The sequence below is a fragment of the Actinacidiphila polyblastidii genome (genome assembly GCF_036353415.1).
GTDB classification, from domain to species: Bacteria; Actinomycetota; Actinomycetes; order Streptomycetales; family Streptomycetaceae; genus Actinacidiphila; species Actinacidiphila polyblastidii.
On sequence record NZ_JAZEWV010000007.1, the window covers coordinates 133,675 to 150,426 of the forward strand.

Consider the following 16,752-nt stretch of genomic DNA (forward strand, 5'->3'; position numbering starts at 1 on the left):
GGACACATAATTGATTGAACGATCCAGAAAGCGGCGCCGGAGCGCGCGGGACGCGCCCGGCCCGCGCCCGTGCGAGCCGCCGCGGCGGCGTGGCCCCATCAAGCGAGGAGGTCGTTGCTTGCGACGCGAAGAAGACCGCACTCTCGCGGAGGCCGACCCGGTGCGCGGTCCTGGATCGTCGCGCACCGTGCAGATCGTCGTCCTGTCGGAGGACATCCTGACCGCGCAGGGGGTCGAAGCCCATCTGACACGCGACGACCGGGTGCTGGTCCTCCCCCCGGACACCGAGGAGAGACCCGACGTCGTGCTGGTCATCACCGGAGAGGTCACGGACAGGACCCTGACCTCGATGCAGCGGTTCTCCCGGGACGACCCGGCCGACAACCCGCTGCTGATGCTCGTGGCCGAGCCGCCCACGGCGAAGCAGCTCGTCCGCGTCGTCGCCATGGGACTCGTGGCCTTCATGCCACGGGAGGGCACCACCCTCGCGGACATCACCGACACGCTGTGCGTCGTCACCCGCGGCGCCGCGTCCCTGCCGCAGCCGCTCCTCGGCTCGCTGCTGGAGCAGATCCGCACCCGGCGCTGGAACGACCCCGCCGCCGAAGCGGGCGACGGACCGAGATCCTTCACATCGAGGGAGATCGCCGTCCTGCGACAGCTCGCCGCGGGGTTCAGCACCGCGGAGATCGCCGCGGAGCTGCACTACTCGGAGCGGACGGTGAAATACGTCATCCACGAGGTGATCATGCGGCACGGCCTGCGCAACCGGGTCCACGCGGTCGCGTACGCCCTGAAGCAGGGACTGCTGTGAACCGGCCGGCGCCGCGCAGGCGCTCCCGCCGGATCGGGCACGCTGACGGATGCGTCGTACGCCGCGGCCGCCGGCGGACCGCGGCGCTCCGCTGACCCCGTCAGTCGTCCGAGCCGGCCTGGTCCAGCCGGGACGCGATGTGCTTGCGCGAGGTGATGCCGAGCTTGCGGAAGACCCTGCTCAGATGGAACTCCACGGTCGAGGTGGTGACGAACAGCTGGCCGGCGATCTCCGCGTTGGTGAGCCCCGAGGCGGCCAGGGCCGCCACGTGGCGTTCCTGCGGGGTGAGGTCGGACAGGGTGTCGGCCGTTCGTCTGCGTGCGGTCTCCCCGGTGGCCAGCAGCTCGGCCCTCGCCCGCTCGGCGAAGGGCGCGGCGCCCCACGACGCGAAGGACTCGTACGCGACCCGCAGCTGGACCCTGGCGTCGGCTCGGCGCTTGCGGCGGCGCAGCCACTCCCCGAACAGCAGTTGCGACCACGCCAGTTCCACCGCCACCGGGACCTTCTCCAGCTGCGCGATCGATTCCTGGTACAGCGGCTCGGCCTCCTCGCCGTCGGCCATCAGGGCACGGCAGCGGGCGAGCAGCCCCAGCGCCCACGGGGTCCCGGCCAGCGGAGCGCGCTCTTCCAGGCGGTCCATGGCCAGGGCGGCGGCCCCCCGATCGCCGGCCCGCAGTCCGGCCTCGACCATGCCCGCGAGGTTGGTGTCGCCGAGGATCACCGGGTGGCCGTCGAACATCGCGAGCTGGGCGTCGAGTGCCTCCCGGTAGCGCCCGCGGCCGATCTCGAAGATGCCCAGGGCCTGCGCGGCCCACCGGTCCATCACTCCGGTCCGCTGGCTCTCGGCCAGGGCGCGCATCTCCGCGACCGCGGCCCGCAGCTCCTTCTCCCGTCCGGTCCAGGCGTACAGCAGGACCCGGTGGAAATCGCCCGACAGGAAGTGCCCCGTCGCGGCCATGTAGTCGTGCGACTCGGTGTAGAAGCTCTCGGCGGCCGCGAACCGCCCGTTCCAGATCTCCACCTTGGCGAGGGCGAGCAGCGCCAGGCTGAGCCCGTAGAGCGCGCCGCGGTCGCGGTCCGACCTGACCAGCTTCTCGAGGATCTCCCGCTTCGCCTCGACGTCCCACAGCTCGTCGCCCGCGATGCTGATCATGACGCTGAACGAGTCCTGCCCGTGGAGCTCGTCGGCGTCGCGCAGGCGGGCCAGCGCGGCCGCCAGGGCCGGGGCTCCCGCCGCGTAGCCGTAGGCCATCGAGCGGGCCATCGCCGCCATCAGCGGATCGGGGCTCCAGGCCGGCGACGCGCTGTCCTGCCATGCCTCCGCGGCGGCCCTCGCCACCTCACGGGGGGTCGTCCCGGTGATCATCCGGCCGCCGATGACCGCGGCCTGCACCGCCTCGCGCAGCAGGTCCCAGCTCGCCGCCGGGTCGGTGGGGCCGAGGCGGGCCACGGCGTCCAGCAGCATCGCCGGCACCTCGCCTGGACGGGAGCAGAACATCTCCACGGACGCTCGCAGCCTTGTCGCCCGCACCCGCGCGACCGGTCCGGTCAGCAGCGGAGTGGCGAGTTCGAGGAGCGGCTGGACAGCCGGGAGGTTGCCGGAGGCGAGGTGTGCCGTCGCGGCCGCCAGATACCGCTCGGCCCGCCGCCCGGGATGCGCGGTCATCTCCGCCGCCCTGGTGAGCACCAGTGCCTGTTCGGAGTATCCGCCCCGCGCCTGGGCCAGTGCGGAGGCGGCTTCGAGCTCCGCGGCCACCTCGTCGTCCGGCGCCTCGGTGGCCTCGGCCAGATGCCACGCCCGGCGCTCGGGGGCGCTGGTGGCGGCGAGCGCCGCCTGGACGCCGCGTCGCTCCTCGGCTGAGGCGGCCGAGTGGACCGCGGAGCGGATCAGCGGGTGGCGGAAGGCGGCGGTGGTCCCGCGGCTCAGTATCCCGGCGGTGACCGCGGGCGCGGCGGACCGGACGGAAAGCCCCAGGGCCCCGGCCGCCCGCCACAGCGCCGCCTGGTCGTCCGTCGGCGTCATGGCCATGAGGAGCAGCAGGGTCCGGGTGCCCGCGGGCAGGAGCGCCGCGGTCCGCTGGAAGTGGGCCTCCAACTCCCGGTTGACGGGCAGCGGTTCCGGCAGCGGGGTGACTCCGGCCAGCTGCTCCGGGCTCAGGTTCTCCGCCAGCTCCCGCAGCGCCAGGGCGTTGCCCCCGGTGCCGGCGACCAGCCGCTCGGCGACCGCCTGGTCCAGGTGCCCGCTCACGGCGCAGGCCAGCAGCGCGCCGGCCTCCACGTCCGCCAGTCCCTCGATCCGCATCGCGGGCAGGTCGCCGAAGACCTCCAGGCCGTCGGTCCCCTCTCGACCGGCGAAGAGCAGCCCGAGGCAGTCCGCGTACAGGCGCCGGCCGACGAAGGCGAGGGTCTCCGCCGACTCGCGGTCCAGCCACTGCACGTCGTCGACCAGGAAGAGCATCGGGGTCGCCGTGGCCGCGTCCGAGAGCAGCGTCAGCGTGGCCAGTGCGACCAGATGGCGGTCGGAGGGCGGGGCGTCGTCCAGTCCGAACACGGCGTTCAGGGCGTCCCGCTGACGTTGCGGCAGGTCCGGCACCCGGGCGAGGTGGGGCCGAAGGAGCCGGTGCAGGGCGGCGTAGCCGAGCCGAGTCTCGGCCTCCACACCGACCAGCCTGACGACCGACAGGTCCTGGGCGGACTCGGCCGCGTACTCCAGCAGCCGGGACTTTCCGACCCCTGCGTCGCCGTTGAGCACCAGGACTCCGCTGAAGCCGTCGCGGACGGCTTCGAGGAGCCTGCCGATCGCCTCGCGCTCCGCGACCCGGCCGACCATCGGCGGCCCGGCCGGGGGGCGAACGTCGGTCCACAGCATGGGCTTCTCCCTCGCTCGCACTCCTGGACCCGCCGGCTCGGCGACGGGCTCCCGCGACGCTGCGTACGACGGCATGCGCAACCTCTCCGGAACCCGCGCGACGGGCGGTGACACGTCGCAGCGTAGAAAGCCGGAGGGCGGGGGCCTTTGCCCAACGTGTACCGGTGCTGTGCGGATGCTGCACTTGCCCCGCGCGTCCGGGTGCCGGGCGGCTCGGGCCGCGCACCGGCACATCAGCCGGCACATCAGCCGGCACGCAGTCGGCCGGCCGTGGGCATGACGGACGTCGGTCGGCCGCCGGCGCCCGCAGCGCAGGCGCGCGGGCCGCGGTGCGGGCCGGGACGGCGCAGGGCCGTCGCTCCGGGCCGCGCACCGGCCGGACGACGGTGGTCCGGCCCGGTGCGGGTCGTCGGCGGGGGAGCCGCGAGTGTCCGCACCGGGCCGGGGATGGGGGCCCTTCTCCAGGCGGCTGTCCGCGCCTACTCGGCCAGGAAGGCCAGCAGCGCGGCGTTGACCTCCTCGGCGTGCGTCCACAGCAGACCGTGCGGCGCGCCCTCGATCTCGACGTACTCGGCCGCGGGCAGCAGCGCGTGGAAGGGCCGCGCCGTCGAGTCGATCGGCAGGATCCGGTCGCCCGAGCCGTGCAGGATCAGCGCCGGTACGTCGATCGTGGCGACGTCCGCGCGGAAGTCGGTGATCCAGGTGGGCACGCACGCCACGGACGCGTGGGCCGAGGCGCCCGCCGCCACGGTCCAGCTCGCCCGGAGCGCCTCGTCGCTGATGCGGACGCCGAGCGTCTCGTCGAGGTTGTAGAACGCCTCGTAGAAGCTGGTGAAGTAGGCGTAGCGGTCCTTCGTGACCGCTTCCAGGATGCCGTCGAAGACGGACCGGTCCACACCGTCGGGGTTGTCGCCGGTCTTGAGGAGGAAGGGTTCGAGGGAGGCGAGGAAGGCGGCCTTCGCGACGCGCTGCGAGCCGTGGGTCCCCAGGTAGCGGCAGATCTCCCCGGTGCCCATGGAGAAGCCGACGAGCACCACGTCGGTGAGGTCCAGCCCGGTCAGCACCGCGTCGAGATCGGCGGCGAAGGTGTCGTAGTCGTACCCGGTGGTCGGCTGCGACGAGCGGCCGAAGCCGCGCCGGTCGTAGGTGATGACCCGGTGGCCGGCGTCGAGCAGGGCGGGGAGCTGCTTCTCCCAGGAGTGGCCGTCCAGCGGGTAGCCGTGGATCAGCACGACGGGCTGCCCGCCACCGTGGTCCTCGTAGTACAGCTCGATGTCGGTGGAGTTCTCCCGGCCGACGGTGATGTAGGGCATGGCGTTTCCCTTCGCGAGGTGTGGTGGACCGGCGCCGTCATCGCCGCCCGCCGAGGAAGTCCAGCAGCAGTCCGGTCATCTCCTTCGGGTGCTCCTCGTAGATCCAGTGGCCGGAGTCACGGACGACCACCGGCGTGACGTCGGTGGCGTAGCGGCGCACCTGCTTGGGCACGGCGGCGCCGAGGCTGCCGTCGGCGCCGATGGCCAGGACCGGCATGGTCAGCTTCCTCTTCTGGAACCGCGCGTTGTCCGCGATGTCCTGGGGGAACGCGCGGAACCAGGCGAAGCTGGCTGCCAGGTGCGCGGGGTCGCGCAGGTAGGAGGCGAACACCTGCAGGTCCTCGGGGGTGAGGGCGTCCTTCCTGACGGCGATCGCGCGCATGAAGCCGGACGTCCAGGTCAGTTCGCGGCCCTGGACGAGGCTTTCCGGCAGGCCGGTCTGCAGGGAGAAGAAGCCGAAGTTCCACACCCCGGGTCCCTTGGCCGTGAGCGCGGGGAAGGTGTAGATGCTCCGGTCGGGAATCGGAGCCTCGCTGAGCACGAGTTTGCGGACGCTGTGCGGGTACTGGGCGGCGTAGGCGTAGGCGACCATGGTGCCGATGTCGTGGCCGACGATGTCGACGTCCTTGTCCTTGCCCAGGGAGACCAGGACCGCGTGCAGCTCCGCGGCCATGGTCTTCTTGTCGTAGCCGGACGCGGGGGCGTCGCTGCGGCCCGCGCCGGGCAGGTCGGGTGCGATGACCGTGTAGTGCCGGGCCAGTGCGGGCATGATGCCGTGCCACTCGTACCACGTCTGGGGGTAGCCGTGGATCAGGACCAGGGTGGGTCCGTGGCCGCCGATCACGTAGTCGATGCCGGTCCCGGCGACCTGGGTCCGGTGTTCGCTGAAGCCGGCGGGCATCTGCTCGGCGGGCGTCCGCTCGGCGGGCGCGGCCGCGGAGCGGTCGGAGGCCGCGGCGGCGGTGAGTGTGGTCGTGCCGAGGGCGACGGCCATGGCGCAGGTCGCGGCCAGCAGGCGGCGGGATCGGGGAAGGCGGAATCGCACGGATCGCTCCAAAGGAAGGGGAGGTGAGGTGGGGTGGAGATGCCTGGCGTCCGGATCGGACACGTGCTCACGAAACCGGGAGTCCGGCGGCTCTCGCACCGGGGTGGCACCCCAGCGGTTCAGGGCCGGAGACCGTCCGGCAGAACCAGGGGGCCGGAGTTCAGGGGATGATGGCGTTCACCACGCCGCCGTCGACGCGCAGTGCGGCGCCCGTGGTGGCGGAGGCGCCGTCCGAGCCGAGGTAGTGGACGAGGTGGGCGACCTCTTCGGGGCGGATGAGCCGTCCCAGGAGCGAGGTGGGGCGCTCCTCGGCGATGAAGCGGCGTTCGGCTTCGGCGAAGGGGACGCCGTCGCCGAAGCGGTCGGCGATGAACACCTCGACACCAGGGGTGAGGGTGGGGCCGGGCAGGACGGTGTTGACCGTCACGCCGGTGCCTGCGACCTCCTGGGCGAAACCGCGGGCGACGGCCAGCTGCGCGGTCTTCGTGGTGCCGTAGTGGATCATTTCCCTGGGGGTGCTGATGGCCGACTCACTGCTGATGAAGACGACGCGGCCCCACCCGCGCTCCACCATGCGCGGGGCGTGGTGGCGGGTGAGCCGGACACCGCTGAGGACGTTGGTGACGAAGTAGAGGTCCCATTCCTCGTCGGTGATCTCGAACGCGGGTCTCGCGCCGAAGATCCCGGCGTTGTTGACGAGGACGTCCACGTCGGGCACGGCGTCCGTCAGGACGCGGACCCCCTCGGCGGAGCTGACGTCGGCGGCGACGGCGCGGATCTCACCGTGTCCGCCGGCGGCGCGGACGCGTTCCGCCGCGGCTTCGGTGCGCTCGGGGTCGCGGCCGTTGACGACGACGTCGGCTCCGTCGCGGGCGAAGGCGGCGGCGATCGCCTCGCCGATGCCGGAGGTGGAGCCGGTGACGAGCACGGTGCGGCGCGCCGTCGCGCTCACGGGAGCGCCCCCTGGGCTGGTGGGAGTCATGCGGGCTTCCTCACTTGACGGTTCCGAAGGGCTCCGAAGGGTGCCGGCGGTTCACGGCCGGACGCCGAAGGGCCCGAGGAGGCCCGCGTCGATGCGCAGGGATTCCAGCAGGGCCCAGGCGTTGTCCTTGGTGAAGACGTCGGCGGCCGCCAGCACTCCGGCGTACTTCGCGGCGACCGGGGCGGCCGCGGTGTCCGCGACCGCGTCGAGGAAGGTCTTGAAGACGGCCCACGAGTTGCCCTGTGCGCTGTATTTGGCGAAGTAGGGGCTCGGGTCGACGGAGTCGATGGCAGCGCGGGTGCCGGCTTCGAGATCGTTCATGTACTGGATCTGCCGGGTGCCGTCCGCCCGGACGCCGAGCCGGCCGAGGTGGCCGCCGACGAACGTCGTCCAGGGGTAGTCCATCGCGATGCTCTGCGCCTTGATCCAGTCGGGGATGTCCTGGGAGACGGCGAGGTTCTTGAACGGCACCCAGCCCGGGTAGAGCACGTCGACCAGCATCAGGGTGGCGTGCTCGGGTGCGTAGACGAAGATGTTGTCGGGGGAGTGGTTGGGGCCGTGGTAGGCCAACTGCAGTGTCTCGCCGCCGACTTCGAGCCGGTACGTGTCCTGGAAGGTGACGGTCGGCAGCGGCCGGTTGCGGTCGGCCGCGCGGGCCAGCAGGCGGGCCGTGGCGACGTGCGAGATGCGTTCGACGCCGGGTCCGAAGAGGCCGGCGGCGCCGATGTGGTCGGCGTGCGAGTGGGAGTAGACGAGGTGGGTGACCTTGCTGGGGCGGCCGTTGGCCCGGGTGACGTCGTCGATCGCGCGCAGCAGGTTGTGCCCGATGGTCGGCGGGGCGTCGACGAGGACGACACCGTGCCTGGTCGACAGGAACATGGCCTGGTAGTAGGTGTCGGTGACCCAGTGGAGGTGTCCTGAGATCCGGCCGACGTAGTAGCCGTCGGCGTTCGGGGCGGGGCCGGCCGAGGCGGCCGGCACCGGCGCGTAGTCCGGCAGGCCGGTGTCGTCGGCGCGGGCGGGCGCGGCCAGCCCGCCGACGAGGCCGGCGGCGGCCGGAACGGCGAGGGCGCCGGCGGCGCCCCTGAGGAACGTACGGCGGCCGGTCGGAGACGGGAGTTCGCGAGACATGACGGTCTGTATTCCCTTCGGCAGGAGGACAGGGAGACCTGCCAGGGCACAGGACAGCACCGGGGCGCGGCGGTTCGCACCGGGGCTCGACCCCAGCGGACCGGGCGTCCGGCGGCCGCCGGGTACTGGGGTGGGCGCCGGTGCGGGATACCCCGCAGGCCGCGGACGCGGTGCCGCCAGGCCCTCCGGCCCCGCCGCGGATGCCCGGCGCGCGCTGCTCGACACGACCGCGCCACGGACCTCACCACCGGTGCGGCGGCTGCGGATCGGCCACGCCCGCTGCGGGCTCGGCGGCCGGCCCTCCATGGCTTCCTCGGGAACTTCCCGGCCGCGGGGGACTGCCGCGGGTCGCGGTGCGATCCTGTCGCGTCGCCGGTTGCTGCCCGGTCGACGCGCTCAACCTGCGCCGCGGCGCGTCGGCGGTGTCGTCAATCCTGCGGGCGGGGCGGCGTCGGCGCCGGATTCCGGTGGCCGATCTCGGCGGACATGGCCGCGGCCGTCGCGCACACCTCCTCCGCCAGTCGCGCCACGGTCTGCTCCGTGGCCTGGCGGGTCGGCAGGGCGAGGGCGACGACGAGCGGGAGGGCGCCGACGGCGGGGAACACCGGGGCAGCGACCGAGGAGACGCCCGACAGCACTCCGCCGGAGGTGACCGCGAAGCCGTCGCGGCGTACCGCGGCCTTGACCGTCTCGATGTCGCCGTCGGCCGGGCCGGCCTGCCCGGCGGTCTCGGCCTGGCTCACCAGTACCGGATCGGTGATGGCAGCCGGCAGGTGGGCCAGGTAGACCCGCCCGACCGACGAGCCGAGCAGCGGCATGGTCGCTCCCACCCGCACCGTGATCGGCAGGGCATGGGAGCCGTAGTCCCAGCGGACGATGACGGGCCCGTGGTCGCCCCACACCGCCAGGTTGACGGCGTGTCCGGTACGGTCCCGAAGCTCCGGGAGGTACTCGGAGGCCAGTCCCACCTCGTCCATCCGCCGCAGCGACTCGGCGCCCAGGCGGCGCATCGAGGGGCCCATGTCGTAGAGGCCCGAGTTCCTCGACTTGGACACCAGCCCGACCCGGCCGAGACTGACCAGGTAGCGGTGGGCCTTGCTCGGCGCCATCGCGCACGCCGCCGAGATCTGGGTGAGGCTCATCGGCCCCACGCCCTCCTCCAGCGCGAGCAGCACCGTCATGGCGTTCTCGACGGACTGGATGCCCTGGCGTGCGTCGTCAACGTCCTCTGCGGCCATGATCCGTACTATAGGTCAGCCCTGATGGGCGCGGCCGTGGCAGCCGTCTGCCCCCAGAGCGCCGAGCAGATCCTCGGCCAGTTCCCGCGGATCGACGGAGCCGCCGGCCGCGCCGTACACGTAGAAGTCCGGGCGCACGGCGACCGCCGACCAGCCGGACTCGGCGAACCAGCGGGCATAGGTGCCGTCGACGTCGGTCAGCGGTCCCTCCGCCGAGATCCCGGCCACCGTGACCCCGGCTCGCTCCAGCCGCCGCACGGTGGGGCCGAGGCCGGCGACCACCTGCGGGGTCGCCAGGAAGGCGAATCCGTCCCCGACGACCTGGTCGAACCGGCCCCGGACCGTGCCGTCGTCCACCACTCCCTGCCGGGACAGTTCGCCCTGGCCGCGCAGCGGCCGCGCGGCCAGCAGGCCACGGGTCAGCGCGGGGAAGCGGATCTTCTTCAGCTCCCGGCCGGCCGCACGCTCGGCGCGCAGCCTGCGGTCGCGCTCGGCGGCCGTGGCGGGGTCCCTGGTGGTCTGCAGGCGGCCCAGCTCGATGCCCATCTCGGTGACCGTGCGCACATGCGGCTCACGTTCGGCCTGGTAGGTGTCGAGCAGGGAGGCGTCCGCCGAGCCGCTGAGCACCCGGTCGAGCTTGAACGCGAGGTTCTGGGCGTCGCGGACGCCCGAGCACATGCCCTGGCCGAGGAAGGGGGGCATCTGGTGGGCCGCGTCCCCGGCCAGCAGGACGCGGCCGCGGCGCCACTGGTGCGCCACCCGCGAGCGGAAGGTGTAGGTGGCCACGCGGATCAGCTCCGCGTCCTCGGGAGTGAGGTACCGCGCGACGCGCTCCCACACCCGCTCCGGGTCGCGCTCGACCGCGAACTCGTCCACCGAGTCCAGCATGAAGCTGAAGCGGTGGTGGTCAGGGCCCAGCGAGATGATCGACGTGGGCCGCCGCGGATCGCCGACCTGGCGCGCGGCAGGCACCGAGGAGGGTCGGCGCAGCCGGAAGTCGCACACCATCCACGGCTCGGAGAAGCCGTAGTCGTCCTGCCCGATGTCCAGGGCGCGACGTACGAAGCTGTTCCCCCCGTCGCAGGCGACCACATGGCGAGCGGCCACCGTCGCACCGCCCTCGACCGTGACCAGGACGCCGGAGCCGTCCTGCTCGATGCCGACGACCGGCGACCCCTGCCGGACCTCGACGCCCGGCAGGGCGCGGCAGACCGCGTCCAGCGCGTCCTCCAGATCGGGCTGGTACATCATGTACCACTCCGCCCAGCCGCTCGGCCCCCGGTCCTCGAAGCGCTGCTCCCTGAGCACCTCGCCCGAAGACCCCGTCCATTCGTAAGCGTGCTGGACGCGGACCTTGGGCAGCAGTTCGTCGGCGATGCCCAGGCGGGCGAAGGTCCGCATCGTCTCGTCGTCGAAGCTGGCCGCCCGGGGCAGGTTGTAGAGCCCGTCGTAGCGCTCCAGCACCGTCACCCGGTGGCCCGCCCGGCCGAGCAGCGCTGCCGTGACCATTCCTGTGGGCCCGTAGCCGACCACGACCACATCCGCGGTTGCCGCCACGTCGCTGGATCCGTTCGTCGACATCGCCCGACCTCCTCCTGCCGCCACTGTTGACATGCGGGACGCTAAGTTCCATCATCCGTAAAGTCAATGAATAATGGTGAAACATAGCGAGGGTAGAGAAGCCGCGATGCGCACGATCGGCCTAGAAGAGCATTTCGTCACCCCTGGCCTTGCCGCGTACGGCGCGGGTTCGGCTTCGATCGCCCAGCCGGCCCGTTGGGCGGAGGCGTCCCGGCTGCTGCTGGACCTCACCGAGGAGCGGCTGCCGGGCATGGACGCCGCCGGGCTGGACGTCCAGGTCCTGTCGCTGAACTCGCCGGGGATCCAGGCCGAGCCCGACCCGGCCGTGGCCGTCCGGCAGGCGGTCGCCGTCAACGACCTGCTGGCCTCGGCGATCGCCGCGAACCCCACCCGGTTCGCCGGCTTCGCCGCGCTGCCCCTGCAGGATCCGCAGGCCGCCGCGAAGGAGCTGGAGCGGGCCGTGAGCCAGCTGGGCCTCAAGGGCGCGCTCGTCAACGCGCACACCCAGGGCAGGTACCTCGACGATCCCGGTCTGCGGGTGGTCTGGGAGCAGGCCGCCGCACTGGACGTGCCGCTCTACCTGCATCCGGCCAACGGCGTGGACAGCGCGGACGTCCTGTCCGGCCACCCCGAGCTGATCGGCCCGATGTGGAGCTGGGGCACGGACACCGCCTCCCACGTGCTGCGGCTGATCTTCGGCGGCGTGTTCGACGACTTCCCCGACGCGAAGCTGCTGCTGGGTCACATGGGCGAGGGCCTGCCGTACGTGCTGTGGCGCCTGGACTCGCGGTGGGGATTCCACCACCACCACGGCGTCGAGCTCGCCCGCGAGAAGCCGTCGTACTACCTGCGGCACAACCTGTACATCACCACCAGCGGCGTCTGCGACGCCCCGCCGCTGCTCTGCGCCATGCTCGCCCTCGGCGCGGACCGCATCCTCTTCGGGACCGACTACCCCTTCGAGGACATGGCCACCGCCACCCGGTTCCTGGAGACCGCGCCGATCAGCGAGGCGGACCGCCGCAAGATCGCCGGCGCGAACGCCGAAGCGCTGCTGCGGCTCTGACCGCCGCTTCCACCGGCCGACCCCCACCGACCCGGCCCACGCCGGACCAGCGGAACGGAGAGCACACCCATGGGACACCAGCTTCAGCAGGCGCGGCACTGGATCGACGGCGAGTGGACCGACTCCCAGAGCCCGGGATCGCCGAGTACGGATCCCGCGACCGGGGAGCAGATCGGCACCTACACCGACGGCGGCAAGGCGGTCGCCGAGGCGGCGATCCAGGCCGCCGTCGCCGCTTTCGAGACCGGCGCGTGGCGCGAGGACGCGATGCTGCGCGCCACCGCGCTGCATCGCCTGGCCGACGCCTACGAGGCGCGGACCGACGACCTGATCGACACCCTCTGCCTGGAGAACGGGAAGCTGCGCGGGGAGGCCGCCTACGAGGTCCACTTCATCCCGCGCGCCCTGCGCTTCGCCGCGGGACTGGCCCTGCACAGCTTCGGCCGGGTGACCGGGACCAAGCCCGGCCAGCAGTCGATGTCGATCCGCCAGCCGGTCGGGGTGGCGGGCATCATCACGCCGTGGAACTCCCCCGCCTACCTGTCGGTGCGCTCGCTGGCCCCGGCTCTGGCGGCCGGCTGCGCCGCGGTCGTCAAGATGCCCGCCCAGGCCGCGCAGACCGCACGGGTGATGTCCGAGATCATCGCGAGCGTGGCCGAGCTGCCGCGCGGCCTGGTCAACATCTTCATCGAGTCGGGCAGTGAGGGAGCCCGCCACCTGGTGGGTTCGCCGCGGGTCCCGGTCATCAGCTACACCGGCAGCACCGCCGTCGGACGGGTGATCCTGGCCGACGCGGCAGCCTCCCTCAAGCGGGTCGGCGCCGAACTCGGCGGCAAGACCCCGCACCTGATCTTCGCCGACGCGGACTTCGACACCGCGCTGGAGACGGTGGTGGCCTCCTGCACGGTGTTCGCAGGCCAGTTCTGCATGACCGGCAGCCGCGTCCTGGTGCACGACGCGATCGCCGACCGCTTCCTGGAGGCGCTGGCCCGGCGCCTGGACCAGGTCCGGCCCGGGCCTGCCGCCGACCCGGCCAGTGAGATCGGCCCCATGATCGACAAGGCGTCCGTGTCCCGCGTGGACGCCCTGGTGGAGGACGCCCTGGCGGCCGGCGCCAAGCCGCTGGTCCGGGGCGGACCGGCCACCGACCCCGCCCTGGCCGGCGGCGCCTTCTACCGCCCCACCCTGCTGGAGGTCACCGACTCCTCGCTCCCCATCGTCCAGCAGGAGGTCTTCGGCCCGGTGCAGGTGGCTCAGCGCTTCAGCACCGAGGACGAAGCCGTCGCCCTGGCCAACGCCACCGAATACGGCCTGAGCGCCTGCGTGTGGAGCCGCGACGCCGACCGCCCGCTGCGCGTCGCCCGCCGGCTCGACGCGGGGCTGATCTCCGTCAACAGCTGGGCCAACCTCGCCGTCGAGACGGAAGAAGGCGGCTGGAAGGCAAGCGGCCTGGGGCGGCTCGGCGGAGTGGCCAGCATCGACGACTTCACCGAGTACAAGCAGATCACCCAGAACCACGGCTGACGACCTGCCCGTCCCGCTCCAGCGCAGGCAGGGGAGCAGGACCTCGTCAGGCCGGGCGGTTCGGGCCGGGCCACCGGGGACTGCTCCTCGGTCGCCCGGCCCGGCCCCGGTCACGGACGAGGGCGGGCGGCGGCGGTCCAGCGCGCCGGCCGGTGCCTCGGGCGCGGCCCGTGGTGGCTACAGGCGGTACCAGCTCTGGTTGTCGCCCTCGTTGCCGGAGTAGGCGCGCAGTTGGTAGGCGAAGCTGTCGTCGATGTAGCGGCCGGTGCCGACGTCGGCGAGCCCGTAGGTGCCGTCGATCGCGGTCCAGTCCTGCGGCTGCCAGCGCTGGAAGCTCTTGTCGTTGCAGGCGAGGGAGCGCAGGCCGTACGACATGCTGTCGTCGATGCACTTGTGCGTCGCCCAGTTGACGAGCTCCCACTGCCCGCTGTGGTTGACGATCGTCCATTCCTGGAAGGTCGTGTCGTTGCAGGCCACGGCGCGGAGCCCGAACGACGGGCTGTCGTCGATGCAGCGGTGGGTGGCCTTGTTCTGGAAGGTCCAGGGAGTGGCGGTGTGCGGTGTGATCCCGGCCGCCGCCCGGGGGGCGGTGTGTGCGGAGGCGACGGCCGCTGCCGGGGCCGGCGCGGGTGACGCGTCGGCCGGGGCGACCGCGGTGACCGCCATGACAGCGGCCGCTGCCAGTACCGGCAGGATCCGCACCGCGAGTGTCCTGCTGCGCTTGAGGTCTGTCACTTCGGTGTTCCTCTTCTGTGGGTGTCCGTCCCGGCGTCTCGCGGGCTGTCGACGCCTCCCGGTTCCGTGCGGGTGGCATCGGGTGCTGCCGCGGCCCGGGCCGGTGTATCGGCCGAGGAGGTCTCCGCTGCCGTGCGATCAACCCTCCGGCACCGCCGCCGCCCCCACGTCGTGCGCGGCGACGATCCGCCTCCGCCGTATGGCGGAGACGGCCCTCATCCCACGCCGACCTGTCCTCGGCCGGCTTCTCCCGGGCCGACTCCTCGGGCCGCCTGCCGAGCAGCACGCGACGCCGACACCGGTGTCACCTGGCGCGATGTCCGGCGCAGACCCTGACCGGCGGCGCCGTCACCCGAACCGGATGAAGCCGGACTCGTACGCGGCGATGACCGCTTGCGTACGGTCGCGGGTGCCGGTCTTGGCGAGAACCGCGGCGACGTGGGTCTTGGCCGTCGCGGCCCCGACACCGAGCTTCGCCCCGATCTCCGCGTTCGTGAGCCCCGCCGCGAGCAGCCGCAGGACCGCGGACTCCCGCTCGGTCAGGCGGGCCGCCCACGCGGGCGGGGCCACACCGCCGCGCCGCGCGTGCTCGGCGGCAAGCCGGCGTACGGCGGCCGGGAACAGCACGGAGTCGCCGCGCACGACCAGGCGCACCGCCAGGATCAGTTCCTCGGCGCCCGCCCGCTTGAGCAGGAAGCCGGCGGCGCCCACGCGCAGCGCGTCGTAGACGGCGGAGTCGTTCTCGAAGGTCGTCACGACGAGGACGCGCGGCGGCCGCTCCGCCGGCGTCGCGAGGATCTGCTCGGTGGCACGGATCCCGTCGATCTGCGGCATCCGGACGTCCATCAGGACGACGTCGGGCCGCAACTGCCCGACCACGGAGACCGCTTCGGCGCCGGACGCGGCGTCGCCCACGACCTCGATGTCGGGCTCGGCGTCGAGGATGGCGCGCAACGCGGTGCGCACCAGGTGTTCGTCGTCGGCCAGAACGACCCGGATCACCGGGCGCCGCCCGGCAGCGGCAGCCGCACGGTGAGCCGCCACCGCCCGTCGTCCGGCCCGGCGTGAGCCCGGCCGTCGAGGAGCGCGGCCCTCTCGCCGATCCCCCGCAGGCCCCGCCCCCCTCCGGCGCCGGCTCCGCGCAGCGGCCGCGCCGGCTCCCCCGTCTTCGCACGGTCCGCCCCGTCCGCCCCGTCCACCAGGGAGTTGAGCATCGTGATGGTCAACGCGGTGTCCTCCCAGGCGATATGCAGGCGTACGGGTTCGGTCCCACCGTGGCGAAGGGCGTTGCTGAGCCCTTCCTGCACGATGCGGTAGGCCGCACGTGACACCGGGTCGGGTGCCCGCCCCGGGACGCCGCTCACGGTGTACGCCACGGGCGCACCACTGTGCGCCAGCAAGCCGCCGAGGGCGTCCAGGGTCGGCCCGGTGGAAGATCCCGGCTGCTCCCCGTCCTGCCGGAGCAGGCCCAGGACCGAGTCCAGCTCGCCCACCGTGCGCCGCGTCGCCTCCTCGATGGAGGTGAGCGCCCCTCGGACGAACTCCCGGTCCGAGTCCAGGATCCGGGCCGCGGCGCCCGCCTGCAGGGTGACCGCGCTCAGCGTGTGCCCGATCGAGTCGTGCAGCTCGCGGGCGAGCCTGCTGCGGGCCGCGAGATCCGCCGCGCGGGCCTCCACCGCGGCGAGCCGGTCCGCGGGGGTCGGCCCGAGAAGCGCGGGCGCGGTGCGGGCGAGCAGGGCTCCGGCCACGGCCGCCCCCGCGGACAGCGCGAGCAGCAGGGTGATCCCCGCGGGTGGCGCGAGCAGGACCCGCCAGCCGTGGAACGCACGGGGCAGCGGCGGTCGGGAGCCGCGCAGCCGCGCCGGAGTCCGCACCACGATCAGCACGAGGGCGAGCCTCGGCAGCGCCAGAGCGCAGATGCCGACGAGCCCCCCGAGCCCGACATGGAGGACGAACCAGACCGACGTGCGCACCCGGGCGGCCCACGACCGGGCGGGCGCATCGGCCAGCAGCGCCGGGTCCACGCCGCCGAGCGACCGTGCCCCGATCACCGACAGCGGGCGGGCGAGAGGCAGCAGAGCGGCCGCCGCGGCGAGCGGCAGCGCGCAGCCGAAGGCGGCGATCTGCGCGGGCAGCGACTCGAAGACGCTCCCGCCTCCCGTGAACGTCGGCACGAACACGGAGGCGACCAGGAAGAACGGCATCAACAGCGCGCCGCCCAGGATCAGATGGACCCAGCGCAGCCGCGCCCGGTGCCCGTACAGCAGTCTCACGCCGCGCGTTCCGCGGGGGAGCGCGCGCCGGCAGGACGAACCGATAACCCGACGATCATTTCTCCAGCCTAGGCCAGACTCATGGGTCGGGCAGGGGCCTTGGCCGTGGCGAGGCCACGGTCGCCCTGTGCGCGGGCAGCGACCTGCGGCCCCGATGTCGCTCCCCGAGGCCGCGGGCCAG

13 protein-coding genes are annotated in these 16,752 nt (G+C 73.2%); 3 read left to right on the forward strand and 10 right to left on the reverse strand.

Features of this window, described 5'->3' with window-relative positions; genetic code table 11:
• Positions 1–118 precede the first annotated feature (118 nt).
• Positions 119–814 carry a helix-turn-helix transcriptional regulator gene (locus tag V2S66_RS11605; protein ID WP_330794540.1) on the forward strand — a complete coding sequence of 232 codons (696 nt, stop codon included), beginning with the start codon at positions 119–121 and terminating at the stop codon, positions 812–814.
• 100 nt (positions 815–914) lie between these two features.
• On the opposite strand, the gene V2S66_RS11610 is transcribed toward V2S66_RS11605, so the two are convergent.
• From V2S66_RS11610 to V2S66_RS11640, 7 genes are all read right to left on the reverse strand, one after another.
• Positions 915–3,683 carry a helix-turn-helix transcriptional regulator gene (locus V2S66_RS11610; protein WP_330794541.1) on the reverse strand — a complete coding sequence of 923 codons (2,769 nt, stop codon included), beginning with the start codon at positions 3,681–3,683 and terminating at the stop codon, positions 915–917.
• A gap of 479 nt (positions 3,684–4,162) precedes the next feature.
• A complete protein-coding gene (locus tag V2S66_RS11615; protein ID WP_330794542.1) occupies positions 4,163–4,996 on the reverse strand; it encodes an alpha/beta fold hydrolase in 834 nt (277 codons plus the stop codon).
• 37 nt (positions 4,997–5,033) lie between these two features.
• Entirely contained in the window at positions 5,034–6,041 is a 1,008-nt protein-coding gene (locus V2S66_RS11620; RefSeq protein WP_330794543.1) for an alpha/beta fold hydrolase, read from the reverse strand.
• 160 nt (positions 6,042–6,201) lie between these two features.
• Positions 6,202–6,993: an SDR family NAD(P)-dependent oxidoreductase gene (locus V2S66_RS11625; RefSeq protein WP_330794544.1), complete on the reverse strand. Its 792-nt coding sequence runs from the start codon at positions 6,991–6,993 to the stop codon at positions 6,202–6,204.
• Between the two features lie 81 nt (positions 6,994–7,074).
• Positions 7,075–8,154, reverse strand: coding sequence for an MBL fold metallo-hydrolase (locus V2S66_RS11630; protein WP_330794545.1), 1,080 nt, complete (start codon positions 8,152–8,154; stop codon positions 7,075–7,077).
• A gap of 428 nt (positions 8,155–8,582) precedes the next feature.
• Positions 8,583–9,392 (reverse strand): IclR family transcriptional regulator, encoded by an 810-nt coding sequence (locus V2S66_RS11635; protein WP_330794546.1) that lies wholly within the window; start codon positions 9,390–9,392, stop codon positions 8,583–8,585.
• A 15-nt stretch (positions 9,393–9,407) separates the two neighbouring features.
• Positions 9,408–10,973: a bifunctional 3-(3-hydroxy-phenyl)propionate/3-hydroxycinnamic acid hydroxylase gene (locus V2S66_RS11640; protein ID WP_330794547.1), complete on the reverse strand. Its 1,566-nt coding sequence runs from the start codon at positions 10,971–10,973 to the stop codon at positions 9,408–9,410.
• 106 nt (positions 10,974–11,079) lie between these two features.
• Here V2S66_RS11640 and V2S66_RS11645 point away from each other — a divergent pair, with 106 nt between their 5' ends.
• Together V2S66_RS11645 and V2S66_RS11650 are read left to right on the forward strand one after the other, a co-directional pair.
• Positions 11,080–12,039, forward strand: a complete 960-nt coding sequence (locus tag V2S66_RS11645; RefSeq protein WP_330794548.1) for an amidohydrolase family protein — start codon at positions 11,080–11,082, stop codon at positions 12,037–12,039.
• 69 nt (positions 12,040–12,108) lie between these two features.
• Positions 12,109–13,563, forward strand: coding sequence for an aldehyde dehydrogenase family protein (locus V2S66_RS11650; protein WP_330794549.1), 1,455 nt, complete (start codon positions 12,109–12,111; stop codon positions 13,561–13,563).
• 177 nt (positions 13,564–13,740) lie between these two features.
• Here V2S66_RS11650 and V2S66_RS11655 read toward each other — a convergent pair whose 3' ends face one another.
• The 3 genes from V2S66_RS11655 to V2S66_RS11665 form a co-directional block, all read right to left on the reverse strand.
• Complete coding sequence (locus tag V2S66_RS11655; protein ID WP_330794550.1) at positions 13,741–14,298, reverse strand: RICIN domain-containing protein; 558 nt, start codon at positions 14,296–14,298, stop codon at positions 13,741–13,743.
• Between the two features lie 348 nt (positions 14,299–14,646).
• Positions 14,647–15,297, reverse strand: a complete 651-nt coding sequence (locus tag V2S66_RS11660; protein ID WP_330794680.1) for a response regulator transcription factor — start codon at positions 15,295–15,297, stop codon at positions 14,647–14,649.
• Complete coding sequence (locus tag V2S66_RS11665; RefSeq protein ID WP_330794551.1) at positions 15,297–16,571, reverse strand: sensor histidine kinase; 1,275 nt, start codon at positions 16,569–16,571, stop codon at positions 15,297–15,299. Before V2S66_RS11665 ends, V2S66_RS11660 begins: the two co-directional genes overlap by 1 nt.
• Between the last annotated feature and the right edge of the window lie 181 nt (positions 16,572–16,752).